The organism is Haloferax massiliensis, from assembly GCF_001368915.1.
GTDB classification, from domain to species: domain Archaea; phylum Halobacteriota; class Halobacteria; order Halobacteriales; family Haloferacaceae; genus Haloferax; species Haloferax massiliensis.
The window spans coordinates 989,746-999,567 of the sequence record NZ_CSTE01000002.1 but is presented as its reverse complement, the minus strand read 5'-3'; the positions used below and the strand labels follow the sequence as shown (position 1 = coordinate 999,567).

Below are 9,822 nucleotides of genomic sequence, written 5' to 3'. Positions count from 1 at the left end.
CCACGACGGACTCAGCGGCCCGTGGAGCGCCACGCCGGCCACGCCGGCGACGCCCGCGACGAGAAACCCGCGGGTGAGTGTGACCGCGGTCGGGACTCCGAGGCTGTCGTACGGGCGGCCCGGTTCTGCCGACTCGGATTCGCGTCCGTCGCCGAGTGCGACGTTCTCGTCCGCGTTCGCGTAGGCGTACGCGCAGAGTCCGACGACGACGAGCAGGGTCCCGGCGGCCCACGTCGCGGCGGCGGTCTCGGGCGAGGGGTCGGCGCGCGAGACCAGCCACACCCACTCGGTGGCGAGCAGTCCGCCGAACACGAGCGTGGCCGCGGCCGCCGCGCCGCCGGTTTCGAGCACGCGGCGTCTCGTCCGGCGGGTCGGCGGTGGGGTCGCACCCCCGTCGGCCGAGAGCGTCACGGTCGTCGGCTGTCGCCTCGGCGGTCGGACGGTGTGCTACACATACCCGTACTGGGGTACGGACGTCGGTTAAGTATTCCTCGCGTAACAGCTCCGCGGGGCCGAATCAGGGGCGTCACTCGGGACCGAAGCGGCGACTCCGAAGTTCGACCACTCCGAGGAGAAGCAGATACGTCGAGAGCCCGGCCGCGACGACGAGGAGCGACGTCGGCCCGAAGGCGACGACGCCGAGGGCGGTGCCGACGATGGCGAGCGCGACGGACGCGACTCGCACGCCCCGTCGTTCCCACAGTTTGCGGACGCTCGACGCCCGCACCGAGAGCGCGATTTCGAGGGCGAGCGCCCCGACGACGCCGACGAAGACCGGCTCGGCCGTCACCGGGGGACGCAGGAGCACCGCCGCGGCCGCGACGGGGACGAACATCGCTCCGGCGAGCGCGGCGTCTCGGCGGCGGGTCATGGAGCACCTACCGCGTCAGGACGCTTTTAGCCACCGGCGGTCATAGCGGGTGTATGTCTATTTCGGGCGACGGCCCCGGGTTGTCGAAGGCGAAGCGGCGACTCGGCCGCTATCTCGCGGGTGCCGGGCTGTTGATGCTCACGTTCTCCATCGCGTACCAGTGGGCGGCGGGCTTCTTCGCCGGCGAGGACATCTCCTTCCTCCAGGCGGTCCACGTCGTCGTCGAGACGTTCACGACGACGGGCTACGGCGAACAGACCCGGTTTTGGGTCGACCATCCGCCGTTGCTCGCGCTGTCGATTCTGATGCAACTCACGGGCGTCACGACCGTCTTCCTCACGCTCCCGCTGTTTCTCGTTCCCCTCGTCGAAGACGCCCTGCGGACCGCGCCGCCGACGGCGTCGACGCACACGGACCACGTCGTCATCTGTACGTTCACCCCGCGCGGCGACGCCCTCGTCGACGAACTCGACTCGATGGACGTCCCCTACGTGATTCTCGAAGCCGACCGCGACCGCGCCGAGGAGCTGTACGGCGAGGGCTACGAGGTCGTCCACGGCGACCCCGAAGAGGTCGAGTCGCTGGAGGCGGCGAACGCGCCCGAGGCGCTCGCCATCGTCGCCGACGACGACGACGAGACGAACGCGAGCGTCATCCTCGCCGCGAAGCAGGCCGCGCCGGACGCCCGCGTGGTCAGTCTCATCGAGGACCCCGAGGTCGCCGACTACCACCGCTACGCCGGGGCCGACCGGGTCGTCTCGCCGCGCCGGCTCCTCGGCGAGAGCCTCGCGGGCAAGGCGACCACGTCCATCTCCTCCGAGCTCGGCGACGCCATCGAAATCGGCGAGGACTTCGAGGTCGCGGAGTTGCTCGTCCAGCGCGGGAGCCCCGTCGAGGACCGGACCATCGCCGAAAGCGGCATCGGGGAGGTCACCGGCGTCAACGTCATCGGCGCGTGGTTCTCCGGCGAGTTCGTCTCCCCGCCCGCCCCCGACGCCGTCATCGACGAACACACCATCCTGCTCGTCGTCGGCCGCGAGAAGCAACTCGAAGAGCTCCGCGCGCTGACGCTGTCGTCGGCGCGGCGCTTCCGCCGCGGGACCGTCATCGTCGCCGGATACGGCGAGGTCGGCTCCACCGCGGCCGAGACGCTGGCGAGCGCCGGCGTCCCGCACCTCGTCGTCGACAAACGGGACAAGCCCGGCGTGGACCTCGTCGGCGACATCACAGACCCCCAGACGCTCGCCGAGGCGAACGTCTCCGAGGCCCGCGGCGTCCTCCTCGCGCTCGACAACGACACCACGGCCGTCTTCGCCACCCTCGTCTCCGAGCGCGTCTCCGAGGAGACGGAGGTCATCGCCCGCGCCAACGAGACCGAGAGCATCGCCAAACTCTACCGCGCCGGCGCGGACTACGTCCTCGCGCTGTCGACGGTCGCCGGGCGGATGCTCGCCTCGACGGTGCTCGACGAGGAGGTCATCGCCCCGCAGTCCCAGATAGAAATCGTCCGGACGCACGCGCCCGGCCTCGTGGGGCGGACGCTCGCCGGGGCCGACGTTCGCGCTCGGACGAACTGCACCGTCATCGCCGTCGAGCGAGGCGGCGAACTCGTTACCGAAATCGGGCCGGCGTTCCGGGTCGAAGCGGACGACGACCTCGTCGTCGCCGGCGTCGACGAGGACATCTACCGGTTCAACGAACAGTTCGGGTGAGCGGCCGCTGACGGGTCGGTCCGGCCGTCGGTCGACGGTCGCGGCTCTCGGAAAAGAGCGGTTCGAAAGAATCGGTGCCGCGGCGTCGCGGCGACGGACGGTGGCGTTACGCGCCGACTTCCGCGCCGACGTAGAGGACGACGACGAGGAAGATCCAGACGACGTCCACGAAGTGCCAGTACATCGAGGCCGTGCTGACGGAGACGTGACGCTCGGCGGAGTACTGCCCGCGGAGCGCGCGGACGAAGACGATACCGAGAAGCACCGCGCCGAGGCTGACGTGGAGGCCGTGCAGGCCGGTGAGGCCGTAGAACGCCGACCCGAAGATGCCGTCGGTGATGGCGAAGTTCGAGTGGACGATGAACTCGTAGTACTCGTACACCTGCCCGCCGATGAATATCACGCCGAGCAGGAGCGTGACCGCGAGGCCGAGGACGAAGTTACGGTGGTTCTCCTCGCGGATTGCGACGTGCGCCCAGTGGAGCGTGAAACTGGATATGATGAGGATTGCGGTGTTGGCCAACACTAACGACCCGGTTAGCTCCGGTAGCTCCTGCGGCGGCCACGTCCCCGCGCGGATGAAGAAGTAGTACGTGAACAGCGCGCCGAACGTCCCGAGTTCGGAGCCGAGGAACGCAATCATGCCCCAGCGGAGCTTCGATGCGCTCTTCTGGCTCGCGTCGCGCGACCAGAAGTGGCTCACGAACGCGTGGTACAACCAGCCGTAGAGTCCGGCCAGGAAGAGGAAGATACTGCCGATGAACACGGCGGGACCCGCCGTCTGACCGACGATTCCGTCCTGTCCTAAGACGTACAGCCCGGCACCGGCGTAGATGCCCGCGCCACCGACGGCGGTGACGAACGGCCACCAGCTCGCCTCGCCGAAGCCGCGCGGCCAGTCCTGAACCGCCGGCAGGTGATGGCCGTGGTCGTCGTGTGCTTCTTCGGTACTCATAGACGCCCGTTATGCTTGGGTTACTAAAAATCCTCCCAAACTGCGTTCGTCACGGGACCGCATGGGTCTCGAACCGCGGTTCCGACGGCGACCGCGACGGCTCCGACACGGGACGCTCACGAGGGTCGGTTGCTCGGCGCGTTCGGCGGCGCTCGACGCGAGAAGAGACGCGAAAACGGAGCCGCGGCCCGGCGGTGCGGGTGCGTCGGTCAGTCGGCGTTCGTCGTCGCCCGGTGGAACGGCTGTCGCGAGATGGTCTCGCGCATCTCCGCCAGCGACTCGGAGCCGGACCCGTTCATCTCGGTGACGACGGCGAACACCTCTTGGCGGGAGATTTTGACGCCCTCGCCCGTCACCGCGTGCTCGGGGTTGGCGACGAGTTCGCGGAGCGTCCCGACCGCGAGCAGGAACGGAATCGCCCACGCGGCGAGCGTGTTGCCCTCGCGGAGCGGCACCGTCTCCAAGTAGGTCTGGGCGTCGTCGAGGAACGACTTGGCGTGTTCGGCGGTCCGCCTGACGACTGAGGCCGTCCGGTCGTTGTGCTCGGGCGAGACGACTTCCTCTTGGGGGACGCCCGCGTCGTCGAGCCAGTCGGCGGGGAGGTAGACGTTGTTCTCGGAGGTGTAGTCGTCGTGGACGTCCTTCGCGATGTTCACGAGTTGGAGGAGCAGGCCGAACTCCTCGGCGGTGTCGTAGAGCCGCGAGCGGCGCTCGCTGTCGACGTTGCCGCGGGTCACGAGGTTCGTGATGAGGTTGCCGACGGTGCCGGCGGCGTAGTAGCAGTACTCCTCTAACTCCTCGCGGGACTGGATGCGGAGCCCGCCGGTCTGGGAGTAGCGTTCGACGAACATCGCCATGCCCGAGACGAGTTCGCGGACCGGCGGCGTGACCGCCTCCCGCACGTCCTCCGGAAGCGCCTCGAACGTCCGGAAGACCCGAGCGGTGTTGGCGACGACCATCCAGTCGTCGGACTGTTCGCCCTCCGGGGGGAGGTGCGGCTGTACAGCGGTCACGAACTCGTCGACGGTGGTGTCGTCGTCGGGGTCGAGCGCGCGGTCGTAGAGTCGAAGGAGGTGTGCCTGCTCGTCGGGCGCGATTGAAGACGAATCCTCCACGGTGTCGGCGATTCGACAGAGGAGATATCCGATACAGATGTGCGACGCCATCGGTTCGTCGAGGACGTCGACCGTGAGGGCGAAGGTCCGAGAGACCCCCTGAACTGCATCGTGACACCAATCGAGGTCGTCATCAGTTGCCGGTGGCCGGGCATCGGCGTGTCGAGACATTCGAAGCGTACCCGTATTACGGAAGGGGGGATAAAAAGTCTCGTGGGGGACCGACCCCAGCGGCGCTCGTCGGCGGTACAGGAGAAAACATAAGCATAGTCGATGACAGACTCACGTATGGACTTCGCGCTCACTGCGGAGCAGAAGCAAATCAAGGAGATGGTCTCGGAGTTCGTCGACGAGGAGGTCAAGCCTCGCGCGGCGGAGATAGACGAGACCGACGAGTTCCCCGCCGACCTCGTGCGCGAGATGGGCGAACTCGGCTTGATGGGTATGCCCTTCCCCGAGGAGTACGGCGGTGCCGGCCTCGACTACCACTCCTACGCCATCGGCCTCGAAGAGATTTCCCGCGGCTCCGGCGGCCTCGGCACCATCGTCGCCGCCCACACGAGCCTCGCCGGCAACATGCTCTACGAGTTCGGAAACGAGGAGCAAAAGCAGACGTACCTGACGCCGCTCAACGAGGGTACCGATATCGGCGCGTTCGCGCTCTCCGAACCCGGCGCGGGAAGCGACGTGCCGGCCATGGAGACGACGGCGAAGAAAGACGGCGACGAGTACGTCGTCGACGGCGGCAAGCTCTGGATTTCGAACGGTTCGGTCGCCGACACGGTCGTCCTGTTCGCCAAGACCGACCCCGACGCGGGCAACAAGGGCATCTCGTCGTTCGTCGTCCGGCCCGACGATGACGACGGCTTCATCGTGGAAGGCACGGAGCACAAACTCGGCGACAAGGGCTGTCCGACCGCCGAACTCCGCTTCGACGGCATGCGCATCCCCGAAGACCGGCTCCTCGGCGACGAGGGCGACGGCTTCGTGCAGGCGCTGAAGACGCTCAACGGCGGCCGCATCACCATCGCGGCGCGGTCTATCGGTATCGCCCGCGCCGCCCTCGACGACGCCGTGAAGTACGCCGGCGAGCGCGAGCAGTTCGACCAGCCCATCGGCGACTTCCAGGCCATCAAGCACAAACTGGCCGACATGGACACGAAGGTGCAGGCCGCGACGCTCCTCATGCACAAGGCCGCGGACCTGAAGATGCGCGACGAGACGTTCGTCAAGGAGGCCGCGCAGGCGAAGCTCTACGCCAGCGAAATCAGCCGCGAAGTCGCCAACGAGGGCATCCAGATTCACGGCGGCTACGGCTACACGAAGGACTTCGCCGCCGAGCGCTACTACCGCGACGCGAAGCTCAACGAAATCTACGAGGGGACGAGCGAGATTCTCCGCAACACCGTCGGCGACTGGCTCCAGAAGTAACCGTCAGTCGACGACCGGGCCGCCAGCGTCGGCCGCGCCCGCTGCGTCGCCCACCTCGTCCGCGTCGGCCGTCCGTCGCTCCCCGTTTTCGACTCGCGCCGCGAGCCATTCGTAGTACGATTCGACCCGGCCCGCCCCCGCGTCGGTGAGGGCGTACACGTCGTAGATTCCTTCAGTCCGGCGTTCGAGGTGTCCCGACTCCACGAGCGCGTCGAGCGTCCCGTAGAACGACTGGGGGTCGATTCGGAGGTCGTAGTAGCGTTCCAATCGGGTCTTCAGCTTCTGTCCGCGGAGTTCGCCCGCGTCGTAGAGGACGGCACACAGGTCCCGGCGGCGGCCGCTCTGAAACCACATACCTCCTCCTCGGCGGAGGGACACACGTCACTTTCGTTCCGCGGTCCGCCGCTCGCCCGGTCCCGTCTCCCGCCCGCCGGAACCGGTAGTTTAGACAGGCCGTGCTCCCTAGCGGCTCGCATGACCGACGCAACCGCCGAGGCGAACGGCGTCACCGCCCGGTACTACGTCACCGACTCCGAGCGCGTCCTCGAATTCGACCGCGACGGCCGAACCGCCGCCGTCGCCCAGAACGTCGACGGCTACGCGATGCTGAAGGTCCGCCCCACCGTCGACGGCGACGAACTCGAACGCTACTACGGGTTCGACATGGCACTCGACCACGCCGCGGAACTCCTCGGCGTCTCGCCGCACGACCTGCCGGTCCCGGAGGACGCGGCGGACATGGGGATGTGACACCGGCGGTCGGCCGCGAATCCACTCGTTAACGGGGAATCACTTTTGCCCTGCGCAGCTGTGAGTTGCCGATATGCCCGGCGAGGGACTTCTCCAGCGAGCGCGCCGCGCCGCGAAGACCGGTGGTCCGCCGGCGCTTATCACCGCGGGCATCGGCGTCGGCGCGACCGGCGCTGTCGGCTCCCGCATCGAGTCGCAGACGACCCCGGTCGCGCGCGGTGCCGCACAAACCGTCGGCGTCGAACCGGAACTGGGGCCGTTCGTGTTGCTGGTCGCCGCCGCCCTCGTGTTGGTCGTCGCGCTCTTCGTCCCGGAACTGTTCGACCGCCGTCGATAGGGGTGGTAGCGTCCGGTCAGCCCCAGTAGAACCGCGGGCCCAGAAACAGGTAGCCCAGCGCCAAGAACAGCAGGCCGAACGAAAACCCCTCGCCGACCGTCCCGGAGCAGACGATTGCGAGGCCCTGCACCGCGCCCATGACGAGCGCGTCCTGCGCGTGGAGGTCCGGGTAACACACGTCAGAGAGCATGAGCGCGGCCATAATCGCCGAGAGGCCGACGAGCAACATCGGCTCGACGAAGCCGACGAGCACGCCCGCGGAGAGAATCGTCGCCGCGAGCGTCGTCGGCACCCCGATCGTCTCGTCGGACCCGCTGTCGTAGGCGGTGTACAGCGCCAGTCTGACGACCGCGGCCGCGACGAACAGCGCGGCGACGCCGACGCCGGCGACGACCCGGACACGGTCGAAGCCCCACATCTCGCGGACGACGGCGACGACGAGCAGGGCGGGGGCGACGCCGAAGGAGGCCACGTCCGCGAGGGAGTCGAGGTACGGCCCGGCGTCGGTCCCGCCGTAGCGTCGGGCGACGACGCCGTCGAGACCGTCGGCCATCGCGGCGAGCAGGATGACCTTGGCGGCGAGGTGCACGTCGACCGCGGTTAACACCGCCGCGACGAAGCCCAGCGCCGCGTTCCCGGCGGTGACCACGTCGGCGGGGCCCAACCGACCGACGAATCGGGGTCTCATACCGATGCGATTGCGCACCTGCCCTTTCCCTCTTACGTTCCGTCCGCCGGCGGCCGGCTTCTCGTCGTCGCCGTCCGAGCCGGCCGAGAGCGGCGTTTTCCCTCCCGCTCGGCGGTTCGGCGGGCGAACCATGCGACATTTATCGGTCGCGTCCCGAGAGGCGACCATGCGAGACCACGGGTCTTCGGACGACGGTCGGACGCGACGCCAGTTCCTCGCGGCGGCTGGAGCGGCCGCGACGGCCGGCCTCGCGGGCTGTGCGACCTTGACCGCGTCGGGCGACGACTTCGACATCGGGATGACCGCGGTCGCGTTCGACCCGCCGACGGTGACCGTCGAGGTCGGCGACGAGGTCGTCTGGCGGAACACGAGTTCCCGCGGCCACACCGTCACCGCCTACGAGGGCACCCTTCCCGAGGGAGCCGCGTTCTTCGCCAGCGGCGGCTACGAGACCGAACAGGCCGCCCGCGACGCCTACTCCAACTCGCTCGGCGGGCTCATCGGGAGCGGCGAGACGTACACCCACACCTTCGACGCGCCCGGCGAGTACGAGTACCTCTGTATCCCCCACGAGCAGGCCGGCATGGTCGGCACCATCGTCGTCGAGGAGTAAGCTCGGCGCGCAGTGTCTGTTCCGGGATTTAGCACCTGACCGGAGAGCGACGTCTCTCCCGCTCGGAGCGCAGTCGGCGAAAAAGTCGAACTTCGAAGTCGAGCCGTCGGCGAGACGGGCTTACGCTTCGGTCGCTTCGTCCTCGTCGACGTCGACTGCGACGTCGTCCTCGTCGACGCTGACGGCGGCTTCCTCCTCGGCCTCGACCTCTTCGGGGTGGGCTTCGAGGGAGAACTTCTTGACCTCGACGCGGCGCAGGGGGTAGATGACCTTCGCGTCGCCGTAGATGGCCGACGAGAGGCGACCCTCGACGACGCTCTCGGTGAGCGCGTCGTACGTGTGGCCCGTGATGGCCTCGCGGGTGAGCTCCGTCATGATGCGACGGATCTCGTGTTCCTGGCTGCGGTCTGCCTTCTTCGTGGTGAAGGCGACGGGCTGGACCTGGACGCGGTAGTCGTCCTTGGTGATGGCCGTGACGTTGGCCTCGATTTTGGACGCGCCGCGGCGGACGAGACTACGGAGGTAGTCTCGGGTGAGCTCCTGCTGGATGAACTCGGTGTAGGCGGCGTCGCTGCCCACGTCGGTAATCTTGAACGTGAGCTTGACGTTGTTCGCGCCCTGGTCGTCGTTGAGGTCGCCGAGGGTGGACTCGACGGTGCGACCGTTGATCTTCTCGGGTTCGTCCGCGAAGGTCGAACCGAGTTCCTTACGGTCGAAATTCTCGGGAGCGATGACGGTGTACCATCGCTTTCCGCGCTTCTGCTTGGAGACGGATCGTTCACTCATGGTTAGTGTCTGTGTGCGTTCGTGTGGCTTCGATGACGGTCTCGGCGACCGTCACGTTGACGACGTAGTCATCGACCGTGGCGTGTAGGCCGCCGGTCGAATCGCGTTCGATTGTGGTGACGAGTTCGTCCCCCTCGACTCGGGTGCGCATCGACTCCGTGTTGTCCGGGACGAGCGCGCCGGCGACGATGCCGGGGTCGTCGTGGGTCGTCCGCAGGGTCGCACGCCGGGTCATCGGCGCACCTCCCTGACGGCCGCGACGACGTCGCTCGACTCCGCCGCGGAGTCGAACGTCATCGTCGCCTCCGACGGCGACCCGGTCGCCGAGGCGTCCGGCAGGTCGCTCGCGGCCGCGGCGAGGTCCTCGTCCAGTCCGGCGGGGCCGGTCGAGACGAGGGCCGCGGCACCGACGCCGACCGCGAGAACGGTCGGCTCGGGCGAGCGGAAGTCGCGGGCGAGCCTCGCCACCGTGGCGAGCCGCCCCGGCGACGACAGGTCACAGGAGAGCGCGTAGAGGCGCTCGTAACGGCCCGTCGTCGCCTCGCGGAGCGCGGCGTGGGTCGC

General features: G+C 68.3%; 12 protein-coding genes and 2 pseudogenes. 5 read left to right on the top strand and 9 right to left on the bottom strand.

Annotated features, from left to right (window positions below):
• Both BN996_RS09135 and BN996_RS09130 read right to left on the bottom strand, forming a co-directional pair.
• Positions 1-351, bottom strand: a pseudogene (locus tag BN996_RS09135) (CDP-alcohol phosphatidyltransferase family protein); the annotation flags it as partial.
• Positions 352-526: 175 nt separating this feature from the next.
• Complete coding sequence (locus tag BN996_RS09130; protein ID WP_089778415.1) at positions 527-871, bottom strand: hypothetical protein; 345 nt, start codon at positions 869-871, stop codon at positions 527-529.
• Between the two features lie 53 nt (positions 872-924).
• On the opposite strand from BN996_RS09130, the gene BN996_RS09125 reads away from it, so the two are divergent.
• Positions 925-2,583, top strand: coding sequence for a potassium channel family protein (locus BN996_RS09125; protein WP_089778413.1), 1,659 nt, complete (start codon positions 925-927; stop codon positions 2,581-2,583).
• A 106-nt stretch (positions 2,584-2,689) separates the two neighbouring features.
• Here BN996_RS09125 and BN996_RS09120 read toward each other — a convergent pair whose 3' ends face one another.
• Together BN996_RS09120 and BN996_RS09115 are read right to left on the bottom strand one after the other, a co-directional pair.
• Complete coding sequence (locus tag BN996_RS09120) at positions 2,690-3,538, bottom strand: cytochrome c oxidase subunit 3 (RefSeq protein ID WP_089778410.1); 849 nt, start codon at positions 3,536-3,538, stop codon at positions 2,690-2,692.
• Between the two features lie 209 nt (positions 3,539-3,747).
• Positions 3,748-4,824, bottom strand: coding sequence for a phytoene/squalene synthase family protein (locus BN996_RS09115; protein WP_089778408.1), 1,077 nt, complete (start codon positions 4,822-4,824; stop codon positions 3,748-3,750).
• A 117-nt stretch (positions 4,825-4,941) separates the two neighbouring features.
• On the opposite strand from BN996_RS09115, the gene BN996_RS09110 reads away from it, so the two are divergent.
• Entirely contained in the window at positions 4,942-6,084 is a 1,143-nt protein-coding gene (locus tag BN996_RS09110) for an acyl-CoA dehydrogenase (RefSeq protein ID WP_089778406.1), read from the top strand.
• A gap of 3 nt (positions 6,085-6,087) precedes the next feature.
• Here BN996_RS09110 and BN996_RS09105 read toward each other — a convergent pair whose 3' ends face one another.
• A complete protein-coding gene (locus BN996_RS09105; RefSeq protein WP_089778404.1) occupies positions 6,088-6,438 on the bottom strand; it encodes a DNA-binding protein in 351 nt (116 codons plus the stop codon).
• 120 nt (positions 6,439-6,558) lie between these two features.
• On the opposite strand from BN996_RS09105, the gene BN996_RS09100 reads away from it, so the two are divergent.
• The gene (locus tag BN996_RS09100; protein WP_007273463.1) at positions 6,559-6,834 is read left to right on the top strand and encodes a DUF7111 family protein; all 276 of its coding nucleotides are present in this window, start codon (positions 6,559-6,561) and stop codon (positions 6,832-6,834) included.
• Positions 6,835-6,907: 73 nt separating this feature from the next.
• Positions 6,908-7,171 (top strand): hypothetical protein, encoded by a 264-nt coding sequence (locus tag BN996_RS09095; RefSeq protein WP_089778402.1) that lies wholly within the window; start codon positions 6,908-6,910, stop codon positions 7,169-7,171.
• Positions 7,172-7,187: 16 nt separating this feature from the next.
• Here BN996_RS09095 and BN996_RS09090 read toward each other — a convergent pair whose 3' ends face one another.
• Positions 7,188-7,859 carry a protein sorting system archaetidylserine synthase gene (locus tag BN996_RS09090; RefSeq protein WP_089779895.1) on the bottom strand — a complete coding sequence of 224 codons (672 nt, stop codon included), beginning with the start codon at positions 7,857-7,859 and terminating at the stop codon, positions 7,188-7,190.
• A gap of 166 nt (positions 7,860-8,025) precedes the next feature.
• Between BN996_RS09090 and BN996_RS09085 the strand changes: the two genes are divergently transcribed.
• The gene (locus tag BN996_RS09085) at positions 8,026-8,472 is read left to right on the top strand and encodes a cupredoxin domain-containing protein (protein ID WP_089778400.1); all 447 of its coding nucleotides are present in this window, start codon (positions 8,026-8,028) and stop codon (positions 8,470-8,472) included.
• Positions 8,473-8,592: 120 nt separating this feature from the next.
• Here the strand turns inward: BN996_RS09085 and BN996_RS09080 are convergent, their stop codons facing one another.
• The 3 genes and pseudogenes from BN996_RS09080 to BN996_RS09070 all read right to left on the bottom strand — a co-directional run.
• Positions 8,593-9,258, bottom strand: a complete 666-nt coding sequence (locus tag BN996_RS09080; protein WP_089778398.1) for a 30S ribosomal protein S3ae — start codon at positions 9,256-9,258, stop codon at positions 8,593-8,595.
• A complete protein-coding gene (locus BN996_RS09075) occupies positions 9,251-9,493 on the bottom strand; it encodes a KEOPS complex subunit Pcc1 (RefSeq protein WP_089778396.1) in 243 nt (80 codons plus the stop codon). Before BN996_RS09075 ends, BN996_RS09080 begins: the two co-directional genes overlap by 8 nt.
• A pseudogene (locus tag BN996_RS09070) lies at positions 9,490-9,822 on the bottom strand (exonuclease); the annotation flags it as partial. The pseudogene BN996_RS09070 and the gene BN996_RS09075, both read right to left, overlap by 4 nt.

Bases quoted from the DNA above. Each gene is read 5' to 3' on its own strand.
- BN996_RS09130 (WP_089778415.1), bottom strand. From the start codon at position 871: ATGACCCGCCGCCGAGACGCCGCGCTCGCCGGAGCGATGTTCGTCCCC.
- BN996_RS09125 (WP_089778413.1), top strand. From the start codon at position 925: ATGTCTATTTCGGGCGACGGCCCCGGGTTGTCGAAGGCGAAGCGGCGA.
- BN996_RS09120 (WP_089778410.1), bottom strand. From the start codon at position 3,538: ATGAGTACCGAAGAAGCACACGACGACCACGGCCATCACCTGCCGGCG.
- BN996_RS09115 (WP_089778408.1), bottom strand. From the start codon at position 4,824: ATGTCTCGACACGCCGATGCCCGGCCACCGGCAACTGATGACGACCTC.
- BN996_RS09110 (WP_089778406.1), top strand. From the start codon at position 4,942: ATGGACTTCGCGCTCACTGCGGAGCAGAAGCAAATCAAGGAGATGGTC.
- BN996_RS09105 (WP_089778404.1), bottom strand. From the start codon at position 6,438: ATGTGGTTTCAGAGCGGCCGCCGCCGGGACCTGTGTGCCGTCCTCTAC.
- BN996_RS09100 (WP_007273463.1), top strand. From the start codon at position 6,559: ATGACCGACGCAACCGCCGAGGCGAACGGCGTCACCGCCCGGTACTAC.
- BN996_RS09095 (WP_089778402.1), top strand. From the start codon at position 6,908: ATGCCCGGCGAGGGACTTCTCCAGCGAGCGCGCCGCGCCGCGAAGACC.
- BN996_RS09090 (WP_089779895.1), bottom strand. From the start codon at position 7,859: ATGAGACCCCGATTCGTCGGTCGGTTGGGCCCCGCCGACGTGGTCACC.
- BN996_RS09085 (WP_089778400.1), top strand. From the start codon at position 8,026: ATGCGAGACCACGGGTCTTCGGACGACGGTCGGACGCGACGCCAGTTC.
- BN996_RS09080 (WP_089778398.1), bottom strand. From the start codon at position 9,258: ATGAGTGAACGATCCGTCTCCAAGCAGAAGCGCGGAAAGCGATGGTAC.
- BN996_RS09075 (WP_089778396.1), bottom strand. From the start codon at position 9,493: ATGACCCGGCGTGCGACCCTGCGGACGACCCACGACGACCCCGGCATC.